The organism is Streptomyces sp. NPDC051105 (genome assembly GCF_040682795.1).
Lineage (GTDB): Bacteria > Actinomycetota > Actinomycetes > Streptomycetales > Streptomycetaceae > Streptomyces.
In genome coordinates, this window is the sequence record NZ_JBFBBR010000014.1 from 239,976 (window position 1) to 265,678 (window position 25,703).

The 25,703-nt window shown below is 72.0% G+C and carries 21 protein-coding genes and 1 pseudogene; 14 read left to right on the plus strand and 8 right to left on the minus strand.

Going from position 1 to position 25,703, the window contains the following annotated elements:
* The first annotated feature begins 65 nt into the window (after nucleotides 1-65).
* Both AB0N16_RS30970 and AB0N16_RS30975 read left to right on the plus strand, forming a co-directional pair.
* Nucleotides 66-1,451: an N-acetylmuramoyl-L-alanine amidase gene (locus AB0N16_RS30970; protein WP_365802383.1), complete on the plus strand. Its 1,386-nt coding sequence runs from the start codon at nucleotides 66-68 to the stop codon at nucleotides 1,449-1,451.
* A 161-nt stretch (nucleotides 1,452-1,612) separates the two neighbouring features.
* A complete protein-coding gene (locus AB0N16_RS30975; protein WP_365802385.1) occupies nucleotides 1,613-2,695 on the plus strand; it encodes an NDP-sugar synthase in 1,083 nt (360 codons plus the stop codon).
* 165 nt (nucleotides 2,696-2,860) lie between these two features.
* On the opposite strand, the gene AB0N16_RS30980 is transcribed toward AB0N16_RS30975, so the two are convergent.
* The 4 genes from AB0N16_RS30980 to AB0N16_RS30995 all read right to left on the minus strand — a co-directional run bounded on the left by AB0N16_RS30980 (nucleotide 2,861) and on the right by AB0N16_RS30995 (nucleotide 6,887).
* On the minus strand, nucleotides 2,861-3,874 hold the full coding sequence (locus AB0N16_RS30980) for a DNA-3-methyladenine glycosylase 2 family protein (protein ID WP_365802387.1): 1,014 nt from the start codon (nucleotides 3,872-3,874) through the stop codon (nucleotides 2,861-2,863).
* Between the two features lie 146 nt (nucleotides 3,875-4,020).
* Nucleotides 4,021-5,403: a coenzyme F420-0:L-glutamate ligase gene (locus AB0N16_RS30985; RefSeq protein ID WP_365802389.1), complete on the minus strand. Its 1,383-nt coding sequence runs from the start codon at nucleotides 5,401-5,403 to the stop codon at nucleotides 4,021-4,023.
* Complete coding sequence (gene cofD / locus AB0N16_RS30990; protein WP_365802391.1) at nucleotides 5,400-6,359, minus strand: 2-phospho-L-lactate transferase; 960 nt, start codon at nucleotides 6,357-6,359, stop codon at nucleotides 5,400-5,402. The genes AB0N16_RS30985 and cofD overlap by 4 nt, the downstream gene beginning before the upstream one ends.
* Nucleotides 6,360-6,392: 33 nt before the next feature.
* Entirely contained in the window at nucleotides 6,393-6,887 is a 495-nt protein-coding gene (locus tag AB0N16_RS30995; protein ID WP_365802393.1) for a cysteine dioxygenase family protein, read from the minus strand.
* 615 nt (nucleotides 6,888-7,502) lie between these two features.
* Between AB0N16_RS30995 and AB0N16_RS31000 the strand changes: the two genes are divergently transcribed.
* The 3 genes from AB0N16_RS31000 to AB0N16_RS31010 all read left to right on the plus strand — a co-directional run bounded on the left by AB0N16_RS31000 (nucleotide 7,503) and on the right by AB0N16_RS31010 (nucleotide 13,148).
* Nucleotides 7,503-7,766 carry a WhiB family transcriptional regulator gene (locus AB0N16_RS31000; RefSeq protein ID WP_003975777.1) on the plus strand — a complete coding sequence of 88 codons (264 nt, stop codon included), beginning with the start codon at nucleotides 7,503-7,505 and terminating at the stop codon, nucleotides 7,764-7,766.
* Nucleotides 7,767-8,082: 316 nt separating this feature from the next.
* Nucleotides 8,083-11,661, plus strand: coding sequence for a glycosyltransferase (locus tag AB0N16_RS31005; RefSeq protein WP_365802445.1), 3,579 nt, complete (start codon nucleotides 8,083-8,085; stop codon nucleotides 11,659-11,661).
* Nucleotides 11,658-13,148, plus strand: coding sequence for a DUF5719 family protein (locus AB0N16_RS31010; RefSeq protein WP_365802395.1), 1,491 nt, complete (start codon nucleotides 11,658-11,660; stop codon nucleotides 13,146-13,148). Before AB0N16_RS31005 ends, AB0N16_RS31010 begins: the two co-directional genes overlap by 4 nt.
* 44 nt (nucleotides 13,149-13,192) lie before the next feature.
* On the opposite strand, the gene AB0N16_RS31015 is transcribed toward AB0N16_RS31010, so the two are convergent.
* Entirely contained in the window at nucleotides 13,193-13,645 is a 453-nt protein-coding gene (locus AB0N16_RS31015; protein WP_351329022.1) for a metallopeptidase family protein, read from the minus strand.
* Nucleotides 13,646-13,923: 278 nt separating this feature from the next.
* On the opposite strand from AB0N16_RS31015, the gene AB0N16_RS31020 reads away from it, so the two are divergent.
* The 6 genes from AB0N16_RS31020 to AB0N16_RS31045 all read left to right on the plus strand — a co-directional run bounded on the left by AB0N16_RS31020 (nucleotide 13,924) and on the right by AB0N16_RS31045 (nucleotide 19,849).
* The gene (locus AB0N16_RS31020; RefSeq protein WP_351706829.1) at nucleotides 13,924-14,346 is read left to right on the plus strand and encodes a DUF3499 domain-containing protein; all 423 of its coding nucleotides are present in this window, start codon (nucleotides 13,924-13,926) and stop codon (nucleotides 14,344-14,346) included.
* A gap of 201 nt (nucleotides 14,347-14,547) precedes the next feature.
* Nucleotides 14,548-15,912 carry a phosphomannomutase/phosphoglucomutase gene (locus tag AB0N16_RS31025; RefSeq protein WP_365802397.1) on the plus strand — a complete coding sequence of 455 codons (1,365 nt, stop codon included), beginning with the start codon at nucleotides 14,548-14,550 and terminating at the stop codon, nucleotides 15,910-15,912.
* Nucleotides 15,913-15,999: 87 nt separating this feature from the next.
* Nucleotides 16,000-16,170, plus strand: coding sequence for a Trm112 family protein (locus AB0N16_RS31030; RefSeq protein ID WP_020940431.1), 171 nt, complete (start codon nucleotides 16,000-16,002; stop codon nucleotides 16,168-16,170).
* A 67-nt stretch (nucleotides 16,171-16,237) separates the two neighbouring features.
* Nucleotides 16,238-17,365: an SIS domain-containing protein gene (locus tag AB0N16_RS31035; protein ID WP_365802399.1), complete on the plus strand. Its 1,128-nt coding sequence runs from the start codon at nucleotides 16,238-16,240 to the stop codon at nucleotides 17,363-17,365.
* A gap of 181 nt (nucleotides 17,366-17,546) precedes the next feature.
* Nucleotides 17,547-18,698 carry a mannose-6-phosphate isomerase, class I gene (manA, locus tag AB0N16_RS31040; protein WP_365802401.1) on the plus strand — a complete coding sequence of 384 codons (1,152 nt, stop codon included), beginning with the start codon at nucleotides 17,547-17,549 and terminating at the stop codon, nucleotides 18,696-18,698.
* Between the two features lie 170 nt (nucleotides 18,699-18,868).
* Nucleotides 18,869-19,849, plus strand: coding sequence for a cation diffusion facilitator family transporter (locus AB0N16_RS31045; protein ID WP_365802403.1), 981 nt, complete (start codon nucleotides 18,869-18,871; stop codon nucleotides 19,847-19,849).
* A 206-nt stretch (nucleotides 19,850-20,055) separates the two neighbouring features.
* Here the strand turns inward: AB0N16_RS31045 and AB0N16_RS31050 are convergent.
* Nucleotides 20,056-20,199 (minus strand): annotated as a pseudogene (locus AB0N16_RS31050) (hypothetical protein); the annotation flags it as partial.
* Nucleotides 20,200-20,667: 468 nt separating this feature from the next.
* Between AB0N16_RS31050 and ahcY the strand changes: the two are divergent.
* Together ahcY and AB0N16_RS31060 are read left to right on the plus strand one after the other, a co-directional pair.
* Nucleotides 20,668-22,125, plus strand: a complete 1,458-nt coding sequence (ahcY, locus tag AB0N16_RS31055) for an adenosylhomocysteinase (protein WP_365802405.1) — start codon at nucleotides 20,668-20,670, stop codon at nucleotides 22,123-22,125.
* Between the two features lie 236 nt (nucleotides 22,126-22,361).
* Nucleotides 22,362-22,979 carry a hypothetical protein gene (locus AB0N16_RS31060; RefSeq protein WP_365802407.1) on the plus strand — a complete coding sequence of 206 codons (618 nt, stop codon included), beginning with the start codon at nucleotides 22,362-22,364 and terminating at the stop codon, nucleotides 22,977-22,979.
* A gap of 19 nt (nucleotides 22,980-22,998) precedes the next feature.
* Here the strand turns inward: AB0N16_RS31060 and AB0N16_RS31065 are convergent, their stop codons facing one another.
* Nucleotides 22,999-24,123, minus strand: coding sequence for an RDD family protein (locus AB0N16_RS31065; protein WP_365802409.1), 1,125 nt, complete (start codon nucleotides 24,121-24,123; stop codon nucleotides 22,999-23,001).
* A gap of 130 nt (nucleotides 24,124-24,253) precedes the next feature.
* Here AB0N16_RS31065 and AB0N16_RS31070 point away from each other — a divergent pair, with 130 nt between their 5' ends.
* Nucleotides 24,254-25,261 carry a stage II sporulation protein M gene (locus AB0N16_RS31070; RefSeq protein WP_365802411.1) on the plus strand — a complete coding sequence of 336 codons (1,008 nt, stop codon included), beginning with the start codon at nucleotides 24,254-24,256 and terminating at the stop codon, nucleotides 25,259-25,261.
* A 181-nt stretch (nucleotides 25,262-25,442) separates the two neighbouring features.
* On the opposite strand, the gene AB0N16_RS31075 is transcribed toward AB0N16_RS31070, so the two are convergent.
* Nucleotides 25,443-25,703, minus strand: a 261-nt coding sequence (locus AB0N16_RS31075; protein ID WP_365802413.1) for a hypothetical protein, incomplete at its 5' end; no start/stop codon positions are given.

Sequence of the window (25,703 nt, forward strand, 5' to 3'; positions counted from 1 at the left end):
CCACCGGTTCGGCGCAATCGCTCCCGACGGACCGTCAGTTCCGCAATGGACATATATGTCTGACTATGTTCAAGATCAGGGGCATGCGTGGATTCCTGACTTCCTCGATCGGCGTCACCTGCGCGGCGGCCCTCTCCCTCCCCGCGGCCGCGCTGAACGTGCCGTCCGCGGCCGCCGCACCGGCGGAGCGGGCCACCACGACCACCGGCCGGCCCGCCGGGACCGCCGCCCCCGCCGGCAGCACCCGGTCACTGCCCCTCGTCCCCCGCACCCGGGAGCGTGTCCTCGGTCAGCCCCCCGAACAGGGCCTGTACCGCGACGACCTGGAGCACTTCTCGCTCGTCGGCGTCAGCTGGGACAACCCCGGCATCGAACTGCACGGCCTGGTCCAGGTCCGCGCCCGGTCCGCCGCCACCGGCCACTGGTCGGGCTGGCAGGACGTCGAGACGCACAACGCCGACCACGGCGCCGACCCGGACACGGCGGAGGCCGACTCGGGCCATGTGCACGGCGGCACCGCGCCCCTGTGGGTGGGCGACTCGGACGGCGTCGACGTACGCGTGCGTGCCGAACTCGACGACGATCCCGGTCCGCGCGGCAGCACCCCCACCGGCGGGCACGACCTGCTCCCGGCCGGCCTGCGCCTCGAACTCGTCGACCCCGGCGAGGAGGCCCCGCCCCAGGGCCCGCCGGCCGACGTCCCCCGCACCGGCACCGAGGCCGACGCGGCGGCGGCCGTCAACACCGACCTCGCGCCCTTCGGCGCCGCCGACATCCCGGCCCTGGACCGGCAGGACACCGAGGACGAACTGGCGGAGCTGACCGGCGTCCCGCGCGCGAAGCCGTACATCGGACCGCGCCCGAGGATCGTCACCCGCCGTGGCTGGGGCGCCGACGAGTCACTGCGCGAGAAGGGGTTCGTCTACACCGGAAAGGTCAAGGCGGCCTTCGTCCACCACACCGCCTCCGGCAACGGCTACAAGTGCTCCCAGGCCCCGTCCGTCATCCGCAGTATCTACCGCTACCACGTGGTGAGCATGGGCTGGCGGGACATCGGCTACAACTTCCTCGTCGACAAGTGCGGAGGCATCTACGAGGGCCGCGCCGGGGGCGTGGCGAAGGCCGTCAAGGGCGCCCACACCCTGGGCTTCAACAACAACAGCATGGGCATCGCGGTGATCGGAACGTTCGGCTCGCACAAGCCGCCCGCCGCGGCCGTGACGGCCATCGCCAAGCTCACCGCGTGGAAACTCGGGCTCTTCGGAGCCAATCCCAAGGGAAAGACATATCTGAAGTCCGGAGGTGGCAATCTCTACCCAAAGGGGAAGAACGTACGACTGAACGTGATCTCCGGTCATAGGGACGGGTACGCCACCGAGTGTCCCGGCGCGAAGCTCTACGCCAAACTCGGCTCGGCCCGGACCAGCTCCGCGCACCTCCAAGGACGCTGAGCACGGGGGCCGCGTTCACCGCCGTCGGGGGCAGTCGGGGGAAACCGCACACCCATGCCGCGTGGCACCGCGCGGCCGTCGAAGGCGCCGTCGCACGGTCTGCATACACTGGCCGGCCGACAGAGAGTTCGGCCGGTCCCGGCAGGAAGCAGAGACGACAGGTGACAGAAGCGATCCTCCTGGTCGGCGGCAAAGGCACCCGGCTGCGCCCGCTCACGGTCCACACGCCCAAGCCGATGGTCCCGGCGGCGGGCGTGCCGTTCCTGACGCACCAGCTCGCCAGAGCCAGAGCGGCGGGCGTGGACCACATCGTCCTCGCGACGAGCTATCTGGCGGAGGTCTTCGAACCGTACTTCGGCGACGGCGCGGCACTCGGCCTGCACATCGAGTACGTCACCGAGGAGGAGCCGCTCGGCACGGGCGGCGCCATCCGCAACGTCGCCGCCCGTCTGCACTCGGGCCCCGACGACCCGGTCCTGATCTTCAACGGCGACATCCTGACGGGCCTGGACATCAGGGCGCTCGTCGAGATGCACGAGACGACGAACGCCGACGTGTCGCTCCACCTCACCAAGGTGACGGACCCGCGCGCGTACGGCCTGGTCCCCACCGACGAGACGGGCCGGGTCCTCGCGTTCCTGGAGAAGCCGACGACCCCCGAGGAGATCGTCACCGACCAGATCAACGCGGGGGCGTACGTCTTCCGCCGCTCGGTCATCGACACGATCCCGCAGGGCCGCCCGGTGTCGGTGGAGCGGGAGACCTTCCCGGAGCTGCTGTCGGCCGGTGCCCACCTCCAGGGCATGGTGGACTCCACGTACTGGCTGGACCTAGGCACCCCGGCGGCCTTCGTCCGGGGTTCGGCGGACCTGGTCCTGGGCCGCGCCCCGTCCCCGGCCGTTCCCGGCCGCTGCGGTGACCGCCTGATCCTGCCCACGGCACGGGTCGCGCCGGACGCGAAGCTGACGGGCGGCACGGTGGTGGGCGAGGGCGCGTTCGTGGCGGAGGGCGCGCGGGTCTTCGGCTCCACGATCCTGCCGGGCGCCGTGATCGAACCCGGCGCGGTCATCACCGACTCCCTGATCGGAAGCCGCGCCCGGGTCGGTGAACGCGCGGTCCTCACGGGCACGGTGATCGGCGACGGCGCGACCGTGGGCGCCGACAACGAGCTGCGGGAGGGTGCGCGGGTGTGGTGCGACGCGATGATCCCGGCGGGGGCGGTGCGGTTCTCCTCCGACCAGTAGGGGGTGGCCGAGCAGGTACGCCGACCGCGGCCGCGCGGGGACTGATCGCGCAGCTCCCCGCGCCTCTGCCGCACAGCTGCGGGCCATCGTGCCGCAGGGCGGCACGGGTGGGCGCGGCGGCACCCTACGCCGGTGAGCGAAACCCCGCCGCCACCAACCCGCACGTCACAACCGGCCGATATCCCACTGCGGCATCCGCGGCGCCCGCCGCTTCGGCACCTGCCCGCTCAGCAGGATCAACCGAGCCGCCCGATGCCGCTGCCCCGCATACGGCTCGAGCAACCGCAGCATCGCCTCGTCGTCGGCATGCCGATCCCCGGCCAGCGCGAACCCCACGATCCCCGGCAGATGCAGGTCCCCGACCGTCACCGCGTCCGCCGCCCCATGACTGCGCTGCACGGTCTCCGCGGACGTCCAGGGCCCCACCCCCGGCACCACCTCCAACCGCGCCTGCGCGGCCTCCGCCGCCATCCCCACGGTCTGCTCCAGCCGCGCGGCGACCCGTACCGCCCGCAGAATCGTCGACGCCCGCTTGTTGTCGACGCCGGCCTTGTGCCACTCCCAGGAGGGAATCAGCGCCCAGGTCCGAGGGGCCGGCATCACCCACATCGGCCGCTCGCCCACCCCGGCGGGGCCGGGCGCCCGCTCCCCGAACCTCCGCACCAGCAACCGCCAGGCCCGGTACGCCTCGTCGGTCGTGACCTTCTGCTCCAGCACCGACGGAATCAGCGACTCCAGCACCAGCCCGGTCCGCGTCAGGCGCAACCCCGGCCGCCGATGCCGGGCAACGGCGAGAACCCGGTGCCGGGGTACGAAAACGGACGGATCGTCGGCGGACCCGAGCAGCTGCGGCAACTGCCCCAGCAGCCACTCGGCACCGGCACCCCAGGCCTCCCCGCGCACCTCACCGCCGTACGCGGCGACCCGCAGTGTCCCCGGCCCGGCGGGCGTGAGACTGGCCCGCCACACGGACCCGTCCGAGGTGGCCCGAAACGTCGGATCCCCGGGCCCCCGCCGGAGCGGTCCCAGCACGAGCCCGAGATCGAGGGCCCCGTCGGGCTTCCAGACCCGGACGCGCCCGGGCGCGGAGGCCTGCCGAGGAACACCGGCACCGGGCACAACGACCCGCCCACCCCGCACACCCGTACGCGTGGGCTTCGGAGCGAACCGACCAGCCACTCGAAGAATCCTAGGCCTCAAGCGCCCGGTTCAGGGGCGCGGAGCTGTGTTCGATACGCGGCTACCGCCGCGTGGGCGCGACCAGTCCCGACGGACCCGCACCCGCCCTCGGACGGAATCCCTCCGAACCGAAGGCGCAAAGCGGCTCACCGCACCTCGATAAAGTCCCCGGCCTCCCTCGGCGCCCTCTCCTTCGGCTCCTCCGCCGCCTTCCCCACGGCCACCGCCCCCATCGGATCCCACCCCGCCGGAAGCGCCAGCGCCTCCCGCACCACGTCCCGGCAGAACATCGTCGACGACACCCACGCCGACCCCAGCTGCTCCCCGGCCAGCGCGACCAGGAAGTTCTGTACGCCCGCGCCCGCCGCGACCACGAACATCTCCCGCTCGGCCGCGTCCCGCCGCGGGTCTCCGTACGTGTGCGAACCGTCCATCACCAGACAGGGCACCACCAGATACGGAGCGTTCCGGAGCACGTCGCCGCGCCGTATCCGCTTGGCGATGGACTCCTCGGACTTGCCGTCCTTCCTCAGGTCGGCGATCCACGCGTCCCGCATCGCGTCGAGCAACCGGGCGCGCGACTCCTCCGACTCCAGCAGCACGAACCGCCACGGCGTCGTGTGGTGCGGCGCCGGTGCCGTCACGGCCGCGGCGACCGCCCGCCGTACCGCACCGGGGTCGACGGGATCGTCGGCGAACGCCCGCACCGTCCGCCGTAGCGCCACGGCTTCCCGGACCGCCTCGGACGTGCCGAGCCGGAACATGTCGGTGGCCGCGTCCCGGATCAGCACCCGCGCGCTCTCGCCCTCGTCCCCCGCCTCGGCCACGACGTGCGCGAGCCCGCGCACCACGGCCACCGGCAGGCCCGCCGCCTTGCCCTTCACCAGATCGCCGGCGGCGGCCAGTTCGTCGGCGGTGGCGACGACCGTCGCGACCAGCGGATTGCCGTACGCGTCCACGCCACCGCGCAGATCGTCCAGGACCCGCACCCCGGCGGCGCCGATGGTCACGTCCGTGAGGCCCGCGCGCCAGGGGCGCCCGAAGGTGTCGGTGACGACGACCCCGACGTTGACGCCGAGGGCGTCGCGCAGCCCGGCACGGATCGCGCGGGCGGACGCGTCGGGGTCCTCGGGCAGCAACAGCACGGTTCCGGACGGGGTGTTGGAGGCGTCCACCCCCGCCGCCGCCATGACCAGCCCCTGCCGGTTCTCCACGATCCGCAGGGTCCCGCGCCGGGCCACCACCCGCACGGTCTCGGCGTCGATCGCCGCCTCCCGGTCGGCCGCCTCGACGAGCCGCCCCTCCGCCTTGGAGACGATCTTCGACGTGACGATCACCACGTCCCCGTCGGCCAGTCCCGGCCCGGCCGCGGCGATCAGCTTGGCCAGGTCGTCGCCCTGCTGGACCTCGGGGAGCCCGGCCAGGGCCCACACCCGGTACTCGGGCACCGCTTCCCCGGTCGCGTCTGTCGCGTCTGTCGCGTCTGTCGCGCCGGTCAGGGCGGTCGTGTCGTGGGTCGCGCCGGTCATGCCCCGCGCACCTCCTCGGCGAGTGCCAGCGCTTCCCGCGCCATCTGCGCGGCCGCCTCCAGGTCGGTCATCATCAGCGGTATGGCGCGGCAGCGGATGCCGGCCTCCTCGACACGCGCCACGCTGCCCGCGTCCACGGTGTCGACGAGCCAGCCGTCCAGCAGCCCCGAGCCGTAGTGCTCGGCGACCGCCGCCGCCGTCGACTCCACGCCCACCGCCGCGAGCACCTTGTCGGCCATCCCGCGCACGGGCGCGCCCCCGACGATGGGGGAGAGGCCCACCACCGGCACCCCGGCGTCGGCGATCGCCTCCCGGATGCCGGGCACCGCGAGGATCGTGCCGACGGAGACCACCGGGTTGGACGGCGGGAAGAGGATCACGTCCGCTTCGGCGAGGGCCTCCAGGACGCCGGGTGCGGGCTTCGACTGCTCGGCGCCGACAGGGACGATCGCCTCGGCGGGCACGCCCGCCCGCAGCCGCACCCAGTACTCCTGGAAGTGCACCGCCTTGCGCTCGCCGTCGACCTCGACGGCCACATGGGTCTCGACCCGGTCGTCGGTCATCGGGATGAGCCGCACGCCCGGCTTCCAGCGGTCGCACAGCGCCTCGGTCACCGCGCTCAGCGGATAGCCGGCGCCCAGCATCTGGGTGCGCACGATGTGCGTCGCGAAGTCCCGGTCGCCCAGCCCGAACCAGTCGGGCCCTATGCCGTAGGCCGCGAGCTCCTCCTTGAGGTGGAAGGTCTCGTCGGCCCGCCCCCAGCCCTGTTCCTCGTTGATGCCGCCGCCGAGGGTGTACATCACCGTGTCGAGGTCCGGGCAGACCTTCAGCCCGAAGAGGTGGATGTCGTCCCCGGTGTTGCCGATGACGGTCACGTCGGCATCCGGCACGGCCTGCTTCAGACCGCGCAGGAACCGGGCACCGCCGATACCGCCTGCCAGAACCACAATGCGCATGCGCCAAGTCTCGCAGGCGGGTCCGACAACGCGTCACGCAGTTACGGGTCGCGCCTCGCAGCTCTGCGCGGTGTGCATCGGCATCTCGGTGAGGCCCGGGTAGTAGACGTGCAGGCTCACCGCCGGCTCCAGCGCGTCGTTCACCACCTCGTGCACGTACCCCGGCGCGAAGACCCGTTGTGCGCCGGCGGACAGCGCGCGCGAGCCGCGCCCGGTGTGTTCGGTGAGCGTGCCCTCCAGCACGGTCAGCACACCGGAGGAGCGACCGTGGTCGTGCGACCCGCTGCCCTGACCGGGCACCCAGGACAGCAGCCACACCTCGTAGCCGGGGCCGGTCCGCAGCCGGTGGTACCAGCGCGTGGTGGCGTCGTACCGCACGAGGTGCTCCCACTGCGCGCGGTCGGCGGCGATCGAGCGGGCCAGGCCCGCGAACTCGGCCACGGTGACGGGGTGCTCGCGCGGGGGCTGCAGCAGGTGGGGGACCTCGAGGATGTCGCCGGCGATCTGCAGGTCGTTGTCGCTGTTCATGGGGTGCGGTGGTTCCTCAGTGAAGAAGGTCAGCGGGGAACGAAAGGCGAAAACCAAGTCCTGGGGACTCGGTCCGCAGCTGGAGCGTGGGATACGGCTACGGCTCAACAGCTGGAACAGCAACAGCTACAGCGAGCGCGGGCAGCACCGTGGGACCCGGCGGTGCGGGTCGAGGTGAATGCCAAGTTCGCGAGCATGCCCACTAGGACATCGGTTCACACCCGCAGTGTCAACTCGGCGCCCGGTGCGTGGGACGTGTTTCACCTCATCCGGTTCATCTCTCTGCCGAAAGGTTTGTTCAGCGAGCACCCGGGACACATGGCGCACAACCGGGCGCGCGCGCCACCGCGGAACGCGATCGAACAACTGGGCGTCCTCCTCCGTACAAGCTCTGTATGGGGTCGGGGGTCCTCGTGAGCCTCGTCTGCATGTCAAGGTTTATGGCGATTTGAACACTTTCCGCATGGCCTTGGTTCCGCAGAGTGAATAACGGGCTCAATAGCAGATCTCGGCTTGACTCGCCCGGAGCAGCACACTTGTAATTTCACTCGTGTCGTTCAGCCGAAATCGGTAACGGCCACGCACGGGGACGTGAAAGACAGACGAGGGGCGCACATGACCGAGCTGGTGCAGCAACTGCTGGTCGACGACGCAGACGAGGAACTCGGCTGGCAGGAGCGCGCGCTGTGCGCCCAGACCGACCCCGAGTCCTTCTTCCCCGAGAAGGGCGGCTCCACCAGAGAGGCGAAGAAGGTCTGCCTCGCCTGCGAGGTGCGCTCCGAGTGCCTCGAGTACGCCCTCGCCAACGACGAGCGGTTCGGTATCTGGGGTGGACTGTCCGAGCGGGAACGCCGCCGGTTGAAGAAGGCCGCCGTCTGAGGAGCCGCCGTCTGGGAAGAGGGCCGCGGTCCGGACCGGGCGTGCACCCGACGCACACGACTGAGCTGCGCGAACGGCCCGTCACCCGTGGGTTGTCCACAGGGGGCGGGCCGTCGACATGCCCAGCCGATAGTGTGGGCGCTCGTCCGAGACGCCTCGCCGCCGCCAGCGGGCGCAGGAGTCCACCGCAGTCCATCGAACCGGGGCCCGTACCTCGATGTCCGTCCACAGCCACCAGGCAGCCCAGCCAACGGGTGCCCCAGCGACCCGCCCAGCGGTGTCCGACCCGACCCGCCCACCCGAGTTCCCGCGTCACGTGGTGACCGCGGTCCTCGTCTCCCACGACGGCGCCCGCTGGCTGCCCGACGCGCTCGCCGGGCTGCTCGGCCAGGAGCGCCCCGCCCAGTACGCGGTGGCGGCCGACACCGGCAGCGCTGACGACTCCGCCCGGCTGCTCACCGAGTCCCTCGGCGACGCCAACGTCCTGCACCTGGCCCGCCGCACCGGCTTCGGCCAGGCCGTCGAGGAGGCGACCCGCACCGCGCCCGTCCTCACCCCCGACGACCTGCCGTACCTGAAGCGGCCCAGCGGCTGGGACCCGGTCACCCGCCAGTGGCGCGACGACGCCTACGACATGCCCGAGCTGCCCTACGGCGAACCCGTCCAGTGGCTGTGGCTGCTGCACGACGACTGCGCCCCGGAACCCGGCGCCCTGGCCCAGCTGCTCCGGGTCGTCGACAACGAGATGGAGCTGGGCCGCGACGACGTCGCGGTCGTCGGCCCCAAGCTGCGCGGCTGGTACGACCGCCGGCAACTGCTGGAAGTCGGCGTCACCATCGCCAACTCCGGCCGCCGCTGGACCGGCCTGGACCGCCGTGAGCAGGACCAGGGACAGCACGACCACATCCGGCCCGTGCTCTCCGTCTCCACCGCCGGCATGCTGATCCGCCGCGACGTCTTCGAGGAACTCGGCGGCTTCGACCGCCGGCTCCCCCTGATGCGCGACGACGTCGACCTGTGCTGGCGCGCGCACAACGCCGGCCACCGCGTCCTGATCGCTCCCGAGGCCGTCGTACGGCACGCCGAGGCCGCCTCCCGCGAGCGCCGCGCCGTCGACTGCGCGGGCCGTACCGCCGCCTCCCCGCACAAGGTCGACAAGGCCGGCGCCGTCTACACCCTGCTCGTCAACACCCGTACGGCCGCACTGCCCTGGATCCTGCTGCGGCTGGTCCTCGGCACCGTGCTGCGCACGGTCGCCAATCTCGTCGGCAAGGTCCCCGGACAGGCCCTCGACGAGATCCGAGGCCTGCTGGGCACCCTGCTGCGGCCCGAACGGATCATCGCCGGACGGCGCAGGCGCGGCCGCTCCCAGCTCGACAAGGGCGAGCTGCGCCCGCTCTTCCCGCCGCCCGGCGCGACCGTGCGGGCCACCGTCGAGCAGGCCGCGGGCAACTTCTTCGGCGCCGACGAGGACCTCTCCGCGGCCGGCCGGCACGGCGGCGCGGTCGAGTCCGGGCCCGGCGGCGACGACGCCGACTTCCTGGAGATCGAGCAGTTCGCCCGCCTCAAGCGCATCGCCCGCAAACCGGGCCCGGTGCTCTTCCTGGTGCTGCTGCTGTTCTCGCTGGTCGCCTGCCGCGCACTGCTCGGCAGCGGCGCGCTCGCGGGCGGCGCCCTGCTGCCCGCCCCGGGCACCGCGGGCGAGCTGTGGTCCCGCTACCTGGACGCCTGGCACGCGGTCGGCGCCGGCGGCACCCCGGCCGCCCCGCCGTATCTCGCGATCGTCGCCTCGCTGGCCTCCCTGCTGTTCGGCTCGACCGGGCTCGCGGTGACCGTGCTGCTGGTCGCCTCGGTGCCGCTGGCCGGGTTCACCGCCTACTTCGCCTCCCGGCCGCTGGTCACCTCGCGCCTGCTGCGCGCCTGGGCGGCCATCGCCTACGCCTTCCTGCCCGCCGCCACCGGCGCGCTCGCGGGCGGCCGCATCGGCACCGCCGTGCTCGCCGTCCTGCTGCCGCTGATCGCCCGCGCGGGCATCGCCGCCAGCGGTCTCACCAACGCCTCGGGCGGGCGCGGCAGCTGGCGTGCCACCTGGGCGTACGCGCTGCTGCTGACCGTCACCACCGCGTTCACGCCGATCGTCTGGCCGATCGCCCTGGTCCTCGGCGTCGTCGTGCTCGCCGTCCGCCGCTCCGACCTGGTCGCCTCCGGCCTGCGGCTGCTGACCCAACTCGGCACCCCGCTGCTGGTCCTCGCCCCCTGGTCGCTGACCCTGCTGCCGTTCGGCTTCTTCAAGGAGGCCGGACTGGAGTACGGCTCCTCGGCCGCCTCCGCCCTCGACCTGCTCGGCGCCAGCCCGGGCGGCCCGGGCACGGTCGACGGGCTGATGCTCATCGGCATCGTCCTGGCCGCGCTGGCCGCCCTGCTGCGCTCCGAGCGCCAGTCGGCGGTCCGCGCCGCCTGGGCGGTCGCCCTGGTCGGCCTGGTCTTCGCGGTCCTGTCCAACAAGTCGGCCTGGGCGGGCCCGGCGACCCTCGTCTACGGCATCGCGATCGTGTCAGCCGCCGCGCTCGGCGCCGACGGGGCACGCTCCCGTGTCGCCGAGCAGAGCTTCGGCTGGCGCCAGCCGGTGGCCGCGCTGATCGCCTTCGCCTCGGCCGCGGGCCCGCTGCTCCTGGCCGCCGGCTGGATGATCGCGGGCGCCGACGGCCCGGTCGAGCGGCGCGACGCCACCCAGGTGCCCGCGTTCGTCGCCGAGGACAGCTCCACCACCGACCAGGTCCGCACCCTCGTCCTCGACAGCGACAGCACCGCGCGCGTGGACTACATGCTGGTGCGCGGCTCCGGCGCCCGTATGGGCGACGCCGAAGTGACCGCCGCCGACGGCGAGAACGCCAAGCTCGACAAGGTCGTCGCCAACCTGGTCGCAGGCTCCGGCGCCGACCAGGCCGACCAGCTCGGCGGGTTCGCGGTGCGCTACGTCCTCGTCCACAAGGGCACCCCGCGTGACATCACACGCGTGCTGGACGCCACGCCTGGCCTGTCCCGGCTCAGCCAGCAGAACGGCAGCGCCCTGTGGCGTGTCGACCAGCAGGTCTCCCGCGCCACCATCGTCGCCGCGAACGGCTCGGGCACCCCCGACTCCGTCGCCGCCGGACCCGTCGACATCCACACCACCATCCCGGCCGGCGCCGACGGCCGCGTCCTGCGCCTGGCCGACTCGGTCGCACCGGGCTGGACGGCCACCCTGGACGGCAAGCCGCTGACCCGCACCACGGTCGACGGCTGGGCCCAGGGCTTCGAACTCCCCGCCGCCGGCGGAAAGCTGGACGTCACCTACGACACCCCCTTCACCCACACCGTCTGGCTGTGGGTCCAGGGCGCGCTCGCCGTCGTCCTGGTCGTCCTCGCCCTGCCCGGCCGCCGCCGAGACGTCGACGACGACCTCCCCGAGGAGCAGCCGATCCCCGCCCAGCCCGTCGAGGGCGAGGGCCGCCGTGCCCGCCGGCTGCGCGCCCAGGCGGAGTCCGAGGAGGCGGCGACCGCGGAGAACGGCGCCGAGTTCCCGGCCGCCGGGGAGGAGCAACCCCAGGTCGCGGTACCGCAGCAGCCGTCCTACGACGAATGGGACCCGGCGTCCTACCCGGCGGCCGACGGCTACCACACCGGCTACGCCGACCAGTACCAGGACACCGGCCAGTACCAGACGGGCGGCTACGACCAGCAGACGTACGACCCGTACCAGACCGGCCAGTACGACCCGTACCCCTACGGCGAACAGCAGGGGCAGCCGGCGTACGACCCGACGTACCAGCAGGGCTACGACCCCGCCTATGACCCGGCCGCCCAGCACCAGCACGGCCCCGGCGGCGAGCACCATGACGGGAGCCAGCAGTGAACCGCACCACCCTGTCCCTGCTCGCCGGTACGGCCGCCCTCGCGGCGGTCACCGGGTTCGCCGCGCTCAACCCGCCGGCCGCCGCACCCGCGCACACCGCCGAGGTGGCCGCCCAGCTGCCCGTGGAGCGCACCACCCTGCTGTGCCCGGCACCGAGCCTGTCCGACATCGCCGACACCTCGTACACCTCGTTCACGCCCGTCACCAAGGGGACCGCGAGCGACGGCAAGGCCGAACTCCAGGCGGCCACCGAGCAGTCCGGGGACGGGACGAGCGGCAAGAAGAAGAAGGCGTCCAAGCCCGTCCTCACCCCGAAGGCGCCCGGCACCCCGGCCACCGGGGACGTCTCCGGCTCCGACGGGCCCGCCTACGTCGGCACCGCCGAGGGCAGGTACGCCCCCGGCTGGACCGTCCAGGAGACCACCGAGGTCGCCGCGGGCACCGGACGCGGCCTCCAGGGGGTCAACTGCACCTCCGCCGACACCGACTTCTGGTTCCCCGGGGCCAGCACCGCCTCCGGCCGCACCGACTACGTGCACCTCACCAACCCCGACGACAGCGCCGCCGTGGTCGACATCGAGCTGTACGGCAAGGACGGTCAGCTCAAGTCCTCGGTGGGGGAGGGCCTCACCGTCGCGCCGCACGCCAGTGAGCCGGTCCTGCTGTCCACGCTCAGCGACGAGAAGCAGACCGACCTGACTGTTCATGTGAACGTGCGCAGCGGGCGGGTCGGCGCGAGTGTGCAGGCCCTGGACGACAAGACCGGCGGCGACTGGCTGGCCGCCTCCGCCGACCCCTCGGGCAGCCTGGTGCTGCCGGGCATCCCCAAGGACGCCACGGACGTCCGGCTGATCGCCTTCACCGACGGCGACTCCGACGCCGACCTCAAGGTGCGCCTCGCCTCCCCGGACGGCCTGATCACCCCGGCCGGCAACGAGACGCTGCACGTGAAGGCGGGCATGACCACCGCGGCCGACCTCGGCGACGTCACCCGCGGCGAGGCGGGTTCGCTGGTCCTCACGCCCACCGACCAGTCCGTCCCGGTGGTGGCCGCGCTGCGCGTCACCCGCGGCAAGAGCGGCAAGCAGGAGACCGCGTACATCCCGGCGACCGCGCCGGTCGGCACCCGCGCGACGTCCGCCGACAACAGCGGCAAGGGCACCACCCTCTCCCTGACCGCGCCCACCGGCACCGCCCAGGTCAAGGTCACGGCGTCGGCGGGCAGCGGCGGCGGTACGGCGGTGTCCAAGACGTTCACGATCAAGTCCGGCACCACCCAGGACGTCGACGCCCCGGTCCCGTCCGGCCTGAAGGGCACCTACGCGCTGACCGTGGAGCCGGTTTCCGGTGGGCCGGTCTACGGCGCCCGCACCCTGGCGGCGACCGAGGAGGGCGTCCCGGGCTTCACGATCCAGACCCTCCCCGACGACCGCGGCACGGTGGCCGTACCGGAGGCGGACCAGGACGTGTCGGTGCTGCAGAAGTAGGCGGCCGCGCCGGTAGCCGGTAGCCGGTAGCTAAGGACCCCCGTTCACTCCTCGCCGTAGCGGGGGTCCACCGTCTCCGGGGTGAGGCCGAGCAGTTCGGCGACCTGTTCCACGACGACCTCGTGCACCAGCGCGGCCCGTTCGTCGCGTCCCTTGGTGCGGATCTCGACCGGCCGCCGGTACACGACCACGCGTGCCCGGCGTCCCTCGCGCGCGGGAATGATCCCGCCCAGCGGCACCGCCTCGTCGCTCCAGCTCTCGTCGTGCCGGTCCTGGAGCCGGGGCACTTCGAGGACCAGGAAATCGATGTCGGCCAGCTGGGGCCAGCGCCGCTCCAAGCGCTCCACGGAGTCCTGCACGAGGTCCGCGAACACGTCGGCGCGGCTTGCGGCCAGCGGCACCTGAGGTGGCGCGATCGGCCCGCGCATGCCCCGACCGTGGCGGTCGCGTCGGCGGGGCCCGGGGCCGGCGGCACGGGGCGGTACACGGTTGTCCATCACTGGTGAAGCGTAGTCCTCGCGGGCTCCGGGCGCGCCGCCCCACGCCTCGAGACCGCCCGGGACGACATGTCGGCGGATGACCATTCCAGCCAAGGTTGGGCTCGTTTCCGTATCTCCACAAGACCTGCGAGCTCAAGGCGATTGACGGTGTTTGTACCGACTCGCGACCGGATGCGATAGTGTCCGGGATCCTGGACGACGTCGTCCACGCAGGTCAGCGGGGCGTGTCCGGAGGGGTGTGTGGGGCGTTTCACAACACGACACGGTGGAGTGACCTGGGGGAGAGTCGTCGCGGCCCGCTCAAGAGTGCGGTACCGTCCAACGTCGTGAGCCCTGTACGTCGCTGTTCGCGAACCGCCTGCGGCCGACCCGCCGTCGCGACGCTGACGTACGTCTACGCCGACTCGACCGCGGTCCTCGGCCCGCTCGCCACCTACGCCGAACCCCACTGCTACGACCTGTGCGCCGAGCACTCCGAGCGCCTCACCGCCCCGCGCGGCTGGGAGGTCGTCCGGCTCATCGACGGCTCCGCCCCGGCCCGTCCCAGCGGGGACGACCTGGAAGCGCTCGCCAACGCGGTGCGCGAGGCGGCCCGTCCCCAGGAGCGGGCGGCCGAGGCGGGCGGCGGACGCGGCGCGGACCCGATGGAGGTCGCCCGGCGCGGCCATCTGCGGGTACTGCGGTCACCGGACAACTGAGCCGCTCCCGGCGGCACGTTCGTGCTGATCGCCGGCATCGCCACGGTGGCCGTCCCGCGTAGATCGCCGCAGATCACGGTCGGGAGTCCGCCGGGTGTTCGCCGGGAGTCCGCCGCGGGATCCGCCGGCGGATCCCGCGTCCGTGCGTCACCCGGGGCAGGTAGTTTGGGGCGACCGATAGGACTTCAGGAGGGTTGGCCCGTGGTTGCTGATCTGTCGCAGCTCGTCAAGGCGTACGACGTGCGCGGGGTGGTGCCGGACCAGTGGGACGAGGCGCTCGCCGAGCTGTTCGGCGCCGCGTTCGTACAGGTGACCGGCGCCGCCGCGATCGTCGTCGGCCACGACATGCGGCCCTCCTCGCCCGGCCTGTCCCGCGCCTTCGCGCGCGGCGCGGCGGCCCGCGGCGTCGACGTGACCGAGATCGGCCTCTGCTCGACCGACCAGCTGTACTACGCCTCGGGCGCACTCGGCCTGCCCGGCGCGATGTTCACGGCCTCGCACAACCCGGCGCAGTACAACGGCATCAAGATGTGCCGCGCTGGAGCCGCTCCGGTGGGCCAGGACACGGGTCTGACGGAGATCCGGGAGCTGGCGGAGCGCTGGTCGGAGGAGGGCGCCCCGGAGCCGGCCGCCACGCCCGGAACCATCACCTCGCGCGAGACGTTGTCGGACTACGCGGCCCATCTGCGCTCGCTCGTCGACCTGACCTCCATCCGCCCCCTGAAGGTCGTGGTCGACGCGGGCAACGGCATGGGCGGCCACACGGTCCCGACCGTCTTCGAGGGCCTGCCCCTGACCCTGGTCCCGATGTACTTCGAGCTGGACGGCACCTTCCCGAACCACGAGGCCAACCCGCTCGACCCCGCCAACATCGTGGACCTCCAGCAGCGCGTCCGCGAGGAGTCGGCCGACCTCGGCCTGGCCTTCGACGGCGACGCCGACCGCTGCTTCGTCGTGGACGAGCGCGGCGAGCCGGTCTCCCCGTCGGCGATCACCGCCCTGGTCGCAGCCCGCGAACTGGCCCGGAACGGCGGCAAGGGCACGATCATCCACAACCTGATCACGTCCTGGACCGTCCCGGAGGTGGTCCGGGAGAACGGCGGCACCCCGGTCCGCACCCGCGTCGGCCACTCCTTCATCAAGGCCGAGATGGCGAGGGCCGGCGCGATCTTCGGCGGCGAGCACTCGGCCCACTACTACTTCAAGGACTTCTGGAACGCGGACACGGGCATGCTGGCCGCCCTGCACGTCCTCGCCGCCCTCGGCGGCCAGACCGGCCCGCTGTCCTCCCTCGTCGCCCAGTACGACCGCTATGTCGGCTCCGGCGAGATCAACTCCACGGTCGCCGACCAGCAGGCCCGCCTCGCGGACATCCGCGCGGCGTACGGGGACCGCGACGACACCACCCTGGACGACCTGGACGGGCTCACCGTCACCTCCGCCGCCTGGTGGTTCAACGTCCGCCCGTCCAACACGGAACCGCTGCTGCGCCTGAACGCGGAGGCCAGGGACGAGGCGACGATGACGAAGGTACGGGACGAGGTCCTGGCGATCATCCGGGGCTGAGGTCGGCCCCGCCCAGTCCGGCGGCGGTAATCTGACCGCACGCGCACATCCACTCACCGAAGCCCCGCGTCCCCGAAGGGAAACCCCATGCCGCTCGAAGCCGGCCTTCTGGAGATCCTCGCCTGCCCGGCCTGCCACGCCCCTCTCAAGGAGCAGGACGCCGAGCTGATCTGCACCGGCCAGGACTGCGGCCTGGCGTACCCCGTCCGCGACGGCATCCCGGTCCTCCTCGTCGACGAGGCCCGCCGCCCCGCGTAAGCAGCACCACCGCGACCACAAACCGCACAGCACCGCACCAGGACCCCGGCAACCGGAGGCCGCTCCCATGCTCGACGAATCGCTGCTCGACACCCCGGAGGGCCTCGCCGAGGCCGACCGCCGAGGTCTGCTGCGCGGCGCGGCCGAGGCCGGCGCCCGCGTCCGTACCGCGGCCCGGCACGCCATCGAGGCAGGTGTCCAGGAGCTGAAGCCGGACGGCCGCCCGCGCGCCGTCCTGATCGCGGGCCCCGGCGTGGCCGCCACCCACGCCGCCGACCTCCTCGGCTCGCTGGCCGGCCCCGGCAGCCCCGTCATCCGGCTGGCCCCCTCCGGGGTCGCCCCGGCCGCCGGCGCCCTGCGCTGGGAGCTGCCCGGCTGGGCCGGCTCCGTCGACCTGCTGCTGATCGCCACCCCGGACGGCACCGAACCCAGCCTCTCCCTCCTCGCCGACCAGGCCTACCGGCGCGGCTGCTCCGTCGCCGCCGTGGCACCCGCCCAGACCCCGCTCGCCGAGGCGGTGGCCGGCGCCCACGGCCTGTTCGTACCGATGGCGACGGCTCCGTACGACCAGGGCGAGCCGCTCGCCGGTTCCTCCCCGGGCGTCCTGTGGGCGCTGCTCACCCCGCTGCTGGTGCTCCTCGACCGCATCGGCCTGGTCACCGCCCCGCCGGAGGACCTGGAGAAGGTAGCCGACCGCCTCGACCGCATCGCCGAGCGCTGCGGCCCGGCCATCGTGACCTACAGCAACCCCGCCAAGACCCTCGCCTCGGATCTCGCCGACGCGCTCCCGGTGGTCTGGACGGAGGGCGTCTCGGCCGGGCCCGCCGGCCGCCGCTTCGCCGCCGCCCTCGCCGAACTGGCCGGCCGTCCCGCCCTGGTCGCCGAACTCCCCGAGGCCCTGGCGGCCCACCACGCCCTGCTCGCCGGCCCGCTCGCCGCCAGCGCCGACCCCGACGACTTCTTCCGCGACCGCGTGGAGGAGGCGCCCGCGCTGCACGCGCACGTGGTGCTGCTGCGCGACCGCCCCCTCGGCGGCCTCACCGCCGCGCCCGCCGCCCGCGAGCTCGCCCTCGGCCACGACACCCCGGTCAGCGAGCTGGAGCCCGAGGAGGGCGACGACCTGGAGACCCTCGCGGAACTGATCGCCGTCACGGATTTCGCCGCCGTTTACCTGGCGCTCGCTTCCGGGGCCTGAGGTGGACACCGACACCGGGCCCGCCGTACGAAGGACGACCTGAGGGCCGTACCGGAGGCGAACCGGTGGGGGAACACACGGTGAACACGGCCGTCGTGCACCGGTGTACGACGGGCCCGCGTTCCCCGTGACCCTGTTCGCCGATCGCCCCGTACGCAGAGAGAACCGGCAGAGAGAAGTCATGGACCGCCTCGACAACACCATCCGCCCCTACGCCTGGGGTTCCCCGACCGCCCTCCCGAAGCTGCTCGGGGTCGAGCCGAGCGGCGAGCCTCAGGCGGAGATGTGGATGGGCGCGCACCCGGGTGCCCCCTCGCGCACCGCGCGCGGCACGCTGGTCGAGGTCATCGACGCGAACCCGAAGGCCGAGCTGGGCGAGGCGGCCGTGGCCAAGTTCGGCCCGCGGCTGCCCTTCCTGCTCAAGATCCTCGCCGCCGGCGCCCCGCTCTCCCTCCAGGTGCACCCCAACCTGGAGCAGGCCAGGGAGGGTTACCAGGACGAGGAGCGGCGCGGGATCCCGGTGGACGCCCCGGACCGCAACTACAAGGACGCCAACCACAAGCCCGAACTGATCTGCGCGCTCACCGAGTTCGACGGCCTGTGCGGCTTCCGCGCCCCCGACCAGGCCGCCGAACTCCTCGAAGCGCTCGGCGTCGACTCCCTCAAGCCGTACGTCGACCTGCTGCGCGCCCACCCCGAGGAAGCGGCCCTGCGCGAGGTCCTCACCGCCATCCTCACCGCCGACCGCGCGGAGATGGCCCACACGGTCGCCGGGACCGCCGCCGCCTGCACCCGCCTCGGCGGCGACCACGCGCCCTACGCCGCCCTCGCCCACCACTACCCGGGCGACCCCGGCGTGATCGCCGCGATGCTCCTCAACCACGTCCGTCTCCAGCCCGGCGAGGCCCTCTTCCTCGGCGCCGGCATCCCGCACGCCTACCTCAGCGGCCTCGGCGTCGAGATCATGGCCAACTCCGACAACGTGCTGCGCTGCGGCCTGACCCCCAAGCACGTCGACGTCCCCGAACTCCTGCGCGTCGTCCGTTTCGAGGCAGGCGACGCGGGCGTACTGCGCCCCGAGGCCGCCCCGGACGGCGAGGAGGTCTACGAGACGCCGATCGACGAGTTCCGGCTCTCCCGGTACGTCCTGCCCGAGGGCACCACGGCCCACGACCTGACTCTGCCCACCCCGCAGATCCTGCTCTGCACGTCCGGCACGGTCCGGGCGGGCGAGGACGACCTGACCCCGGGCCAGTCGGTGTTCGTCCCCGCGGGCGAAAAGGCGGAGGTCTCGGGCGCGGGCACGGTCTTCCGTGCCACGGTGATCGTCTGAGGGACCCGTGGATCCGGATGGGTCTGATTGTCGTACCGGGATTGTGGATACCTGACGAGTCACTCCCGGGCGGGGCTGCAAGAATGACCCATCCGGCAAAGTACGGGCAAAGACGAGCGCACGCCTGGACGGCGTAGACGGACGACGGCGAGAAGGGACATCGCGGACACATGAGCGCGTCAGGCGGCACCAGGGCGATCGTGGCGGCACTCGGCGCCAACCTCGCGATCGCGGCAGCGAAGTTCGTGGCGTTCGCGTTCAGCGGCTCCTCGTCGATGCTCGCCGAGGGCGTGCACTCGGTCGCCGACTCCGGCAACCAGTTCCTGCTGCTCATCGGCGGCAAGAAGGCCCAGCGCGAGGCGACCCCGCAACACCCCTTCGGCTACGGCCGCGAGCGGTACATCTACGCCTTCCTCGTCTCCATCGTCCTCTTCTCGGTCGGCGGCATGTTCGCCATCTACGAGGGCTACGAGAAGATCAGCCACCCCCACGAGGTCGAACACTGGTACTGGCCGGTGGGCGTCCTGGTCTTCGCGGTCATCGCCGAGGGCTTCTCCTTCCGTACGGCCATCAAGGAGTCCAACGAGCTGCGGGGCAAGCTGTCCTGGTCGCAGTTCATCCGCCGCGCCAAGGCACCCGAGCTGCCGGTAGTCCTGCTTGAGGACTTCGGCGCCCTCATCGGCCTGGTCCTCGCCCTCGGCGGCGTCGGCCTCGCCCTGCTCACCGGCGACGGCGTCTGGGACGGCATCGGCACGGTCTGCATCGGTGTCCTGCTCGTCCTCATCGCCCTCGTCCTCGCCGCCGAGACCAAGTCCCTCCTCCTCGGTGAGGCCGCGGGCGTCGAAGAGGTCAAGAAGATCGAGGCCGCGATCGTCGACGGCGACACGGTCACCGGCATCATCCACATGCGCACGCTCCACCTCGGCCCCGAGGAGCTGCTGGTCGCGGCCAAGATCGCCGTCCAGCACGACGACACGGCCGCCGAGGTCGCCAAGGCCATCAACGCCGCCGAGGCCCGCATCCGCACCGCGGTCCCCATCGCCCGCGTGATCTACCTCGAACCCGACATCTACAGCGAGGCCGAGGCCGCCAAGGGTCCCGACCCCGAAGCCACCCCGGGCGGCCCGACGCCCCACCCCGCCGGCCACTGACCTCCCCGGACCGACACAGTGACGGGCCCGCCTCCTGAGACAGGGGAGCGGGCCCATAGCCGTCGGGGCCCTTCGCCGCCGAGCCCGAGTCAGGCCCGGCTCGTCAATGGCCCCGGCCCCGGTCCTGACTCCGGCCGGCGCACGCCGAACATGGGCCCGCCTCCCGCGCCCGCCGGGGAAGCGGGCCCGCTGTCATCCGGTCAGCCGGCCTCGCTGAGCACGCCCAGCTTCTCAGCGGCCATGTAGGCGTGCGCGACGCCCGTCGGGCACGCGGTCACCGCCAGCAGCTTCAACGTCTTCGGCTCGTCACCGTGGCTGCCGGTGGGGGGAGGGCCGGCCGGACTGGTCACGTCGATCTCCTCACGCCTTCGTCACACGAAACGCCGTCCCGGACGCTCCGCGCGCTCGATCGGAACTCCCGATCACCCTGCATCCTGCAACCCCCCCCACCCCGACTCAAAGGAGCGAAAGTCCTGGTTGATCCCCTTCTGGTCGCTCCTGGGCACCCCCTCGCGGAGACCCTCATCACCTCTTCACATCCCACCCCGCCGACCGTGCTCGCCCCCTCGAACGGCGTGAACTGATCGGAGGTGGACTGGGGACGCCCCGCCCCGCCGGTGTAGCTTGGGACGGAGCCAGACGTCGCTGCTGATGGCGGTCGGGCGGCCCCTGCGGGCCGGCCGAGGGAGAGAGGGCCTCCGACGGACTGCGCTGCGCGTACGCGGGCATGCCTGTGTCCCTTCTCGGGCACCCCTGTGTCCGCCGCCGCGCAGACCAGCCGTACCCACCCTCGACCCCGATACCGAGGAGCAGCTCGTATGACGACTGTCGACAACCGACAGGACTTCAAGGTCGCCGACCTCTCCCTGGCCGAGTTCGGCCGCAAGGAGATCACCCTCGCCGAGCACGAGATGCCCGGCCTGATGGCGATCCGCAAGGAGTACGCCGACGCGCAGCCGCTGGCCGGCGCCCGCGTCACCGGCTCCCTGCACATGACCGTGCAGACCGCCGTCCTGATCGAGACCCTGGTCGCCCTCGGCGCCGAGGTCCGCTGGGCGTCCTGCAACATCTTCTCCACCCAGGACCACGCGGCCGCCGCCATCGCCGTCGGCCCGAACGGCACGCCGGACAACCCGCAGGGCGTCCCCGTCTTCGCCTGGAAGGGCGAGACGCTGGAGGAGTACTGGTGGTGCACGGAGCAGGCGCTGACCTGGCCGAACACCCCCACCGGCGGCCCGAACATGATCCTGGACGACGGTGGTGACGCCACCCTCCTCGTCCACAAGGGCGTCGAGTACGAGAAGGACGGCAAGGTGCCGTCCGTCGACACCGCCGAGTCCGACGAACACCGCGTCATCCTCGAACTCCTGCACCGCACCATCACGGACGGCTCGCAGAAGTGGACCCAGCTGGCGTCCGAGATCCGCGGCGTGACCGAGGAGACCACGACCGGCGTCCACCGCCTGTACGAGATGCAGCGCGACGGCGAGCTCCTGTTCCCGGCGATCAACGTCAACGACGCCGTCACCAAGTCGAAGTTCGACAACAAGTACGGCTGCCGCCACTCCCTCATCGACGGCATCAACCGCGCCACTGACGTCCTGATCGGCGGCAAGACCGCGGTCGTCTGCGGCTACGGCGACGTGGGCAAGGGCTGCGCGGAGTCCCTGCGCGGGCAGGGCGCCCGGGTGATCGTCACCGAGATCGACCCGATCTGCGCCCTCCAGGCGGCGATGGACGGCTACCAGGTCACGACCCTCGACGAGGTCATCGACAAGGCCGACATCTTCGTCACCACGACCGGCAACAAGGACATCATCATGGCCTCGGACATGGCCAAGATGAAGCACCAGGCCATCGTCGGCAACATCGGCCACTTCGACAACGAGATCGACATGGCCGGCCTCGCCAAGATCCCCGGCATCGTGAAGGACGAGGTCAAGCCGCAGGTCCACACCTGGAAGTTCCCCGACGGCAAGGTGATCATCGTCCTCTCCGAAGGCCGCCTGCTGAACCTGGGCAATGCCACCGGTCACCCGTCGTTCGTGATGTCCAACTCCTTCGCGGACCAGACCCTGGCCCAGATCGAGCTGTTCACCAAGCCCGACGAATACCCGGTCGGCGTCTACACGCTGCCCAAGCACCTCGACGAGAAGGTCGCCCGCCTGCACCTGGACGCGCTCGGCGTGAAGCTCACGACGCTGCGCCCCGAGCAGGCCTCGTACATCGGCGTGAAGGTCGAGGGCCCGTACAAGTCGGACCACTACCGCTACTGAGGTACCGCTGTTGAGGTACCGCCACTGAGGTGTCTCGGCTGACTCCGCGGCCCGCCCTCCGGGGAACGCGCCAGTGCACGGACGCGCTCCCCGGAGGCAGACGCTCCGGTCCATCGAGGCAGGCCCCCGCACCCCCGTGTCGGGGGCTTGCCTCTTTGGTACGTCGGCCCCCGCCCCCGCGGCCGTACCGCAGGACCGAGCACCGGACCGGCAGCCCGCTAAGACCCAGGACCCCCATGCCCCGCGGCCGTTATTCGCTCCACGATCCGCACGATCACACCACCCTCGGTGAAGAACACTTCCAGTGCGCCCCCGGCCCCTCCGGCTGGCGTTACGTCTCCCAGGTGACCACCCCCTCCGGTGACCACGGTGGCTCGGTCGATCTCGCCCTCGACGACCTCGGCCGCCCCATCCGCCTCGAACTGCATGCCGGGAGCTGGCGGGTACGAGGCGCCGCCCTCGACGGCGTCACCTGGGTCCGCACGGACCCCACCGGCACTCATGCCACCGAAGGCCATGTGCGAGCCCACGCCTTCGCCGGCACGTCCCCCGCCTTTCTGGTCGCCACCGCTCGTCTCCTGCGCCTCACCCCTTCCGCCGCCGCGACCCGCGTACGCCTCGTGGCCTTCACGGACCCGGTCCTCGCCCCGCGCACCGTGGACCAGTCCTGGGCCTTGGTGAAAAGCGAAGCACACGCCACTGACAATGGCCCTCTGACCGTGGACGAATACCAGGTCACAGCCCTGGACACGGGAGAGCAGCACGCCGTGCACATCGCCGGCGACGTGGTCCTGGCCGCACCCGGAATCGAGCTGGAGGACCTGCGGTCGCCGCCGTCCGTCTTCCCCGACTGAGCGGGCTCCGGGTTCGGGCCTAGGCCGGCGGTACGAACCCGGTGGAGGGCCGTTCGGCCACCGGGGAAGCGGCGGGTGCGGGAGCCGGGGGCTGTTCCACCGGCGGGGGCGGGGGATACGTACCGCCCGGCGCCGTCGGCCCGGGCGGGTACGGAGCCGACAGAGGCGCGGGCCCCTGAGGCGCCGGAGGGGCGTAGCTGTTCGGCGCACTCGGCTCCGGAGGGGCGTAGCCGAGGGGCGTGCCCGGCGCCGGAGGGGCGTAGCTGTTCGGCACACTCGGCACCGGAGGGGCGTAGCCGAGGGGCGTGCCCGGCGCCGGAGGGATGCCGTATCCATAGGGAGCACCCGGCGTCCGCGGGCCGTACGCGTCCGGCGCACCGGACTCCGAGGGAGCACGGCCGACGAAGGTCCGCCGGGCCTCCCGCGCCTGCCGCTCCTGCGCCACCGCCGCCAGATACGCCGCCGGTGGAATGCCCTGCGGCGCCGGAGTCCCCGTCCGGGCCGAGAGGTCGGCCGCGAGCTGCTCGGCCATCGCCCAGGAGACCTGCGGATCGAGCTGCTGCATCCGCGTCAGGTACTGCCGGACGGCAAGCCACAGCCCGTCCGGAACGGCCGACAGATCCAGCTCGGCGAAACGTCCCGCCAGCCAGGGCGGAGGCGGCGGAATGAACCGGGTCTGCCCGACGGGCACCCGCTCACGTACGACCAGGGTCCCTGCGAACACATCCCCCAGCCGCCGGCCGCGCGCCGAGACCAGCGAGGCGATACAGGCGACGACCCCGAACGTCATCAGAATCTCGATCACGCCGAGCGCACCACGCACCAACGCATGCCGGAACCGGATGGGCCCGCCGTCATCGCGCACCACACGCAGTCCGCACGCCATCTTCCCCAGCGAGCGCCCGTGGCTCAGCGTCTCCACCGCGATCGGCCCGCCCACCAGAAGCAACATAAAGGCCGCGAGCGACAGTGCGACCTGCGCGGCCTCGTCCAGGGAGGCCGTCGCCGCCACCAGGCCTATGGACACGCCGATGTACACGACCATGGCCACGACCAGATCCAGCAGTATGGCCAGCGCCCTGCTGGGCAGCCTCGCGGGACGCAGTTCGAGCGCCACCGCCTCACCTGTCACCAGCTCACTCACGCTTGCCGCCTTCCCCTGGTCTGCCCCGTACAGAGCAAGTCTGCCAAGCTGAGAGCGCATCGCGCCGCAGTACGACAAGCTGACAGCTACGACAGGCAGTCGACGACCAGCCGAGGAGCAGGCAGACCCGATGGACCTCGACGTCTTCGTCTCCGCACACCGGGCCGAGTGGGACCGCCTCGACGCGCTCCTGCGCCGCCAGCGGCGACTCAACGGAGCCGAAGCCGACGAACTCGTCGCTCTCTACCAGCGCACCGCCACACACCTCTCCCTGATCCAGTCCAGCGCACCCGACCCACAGCTCGTCGGACGCCTCAGCCAACTCGTGGCACGCGCGCGTAGTGCTGTGACGGGGACCCGCCGTGCCTCCTGGCGCGATGTCGCCCGCTTCCTGGGGCAGGGATTTCCCGCCGCCGTCTACCGCTGCCGTCACTGGTGGGTCCCCACCGCGCTCATATCCACCGCGCTCGCGATCCTTCTGGGCTGGTGGATCGGCACCCACCCGGACGTGCAGTCGACGATCGCCGCCCCCAGCCAGCTCCGCGAGCTGACCCGTCCTGGTGGTGAGTACGAGACCTACTACTCGAGCCATCCCGCGGCCTCGTTCGCGGCCCAGGTGTGGACGAACAACGCCGAAGCCGCCGCGATGTGTCTGGTCCTGGGGGTCTTTCTCGGTCTCCCGGTCCTCTACATCCTCTTCGAGAACATGCTCAACCTGGGCGTCGGCTTCGGCCTGATGTCCTCGGCCGGCCGCCTCGACGCTTTCCTGGGACTGGTCCTCCCGCACGGGCTGCTCGAACTCACCGCGGTCTTCGTCGCCGCGGGAACCGGGCTCCGTCTTGGGTGGACCCTCATAGACCCAGGCCCGCGCAGTCGCCGTACCGCCCTGGCGGAAGAGGGCCGCGCCGCCGTGGGGATGGCGATCGGACTGGCCCTGGTCCTGTTCGTCTCCGGCGCCATCGAAGGCTTCGTCACCCCGTCGGGCCTGCCCACCTGGGCTCGCATCGGCATCGGAGTCATCGCTGAGCTGGCCTTCCTCGCCTACGTCTTCGTCCTCGGCGGCCGTGCCGCCCGCGCCGGCGAGACGGGCGACCTTGAGGAGACCGAACGCAGCGCCTTCGTTCCGACGGCCGCCTGATGTGCGGAGACCCCTCGTGAGCTGCTAGTCTCCTCTTCGCCCCGGAAGACCTGTTGACACAGGTCCGGTGGGGAGGTAGATTCAAACAGTTGCCTAAAACTAGACAGGTTCAGGGCTGATCGTTAGAATCGATCTGCTTCATAACGGAGACTTCACTCCGAACATCGAAGCCACTTCCGATTTAGTCAGAAAATGAGTGGCCGGTCAGACCGGCCAAGAACTTCTGATAAAGTTGGAAACGCCGAAAGAGAGCCGGAAGGCGACCGAATAGGCAAAGGCCTTCCAACGGCCACCGGAAATGAATTCCGACCGGAAACGGAACGGAAAACGGATCTGGTAAGGTTGGAAACACCGAAGGGAAGCCCGGAGGAAAGCCCGAGAGGGTGAGTACAAAGGAAGCGACCGTTCCTTGAGAACTCAACAGCGTGCCAAAAGTCAACGC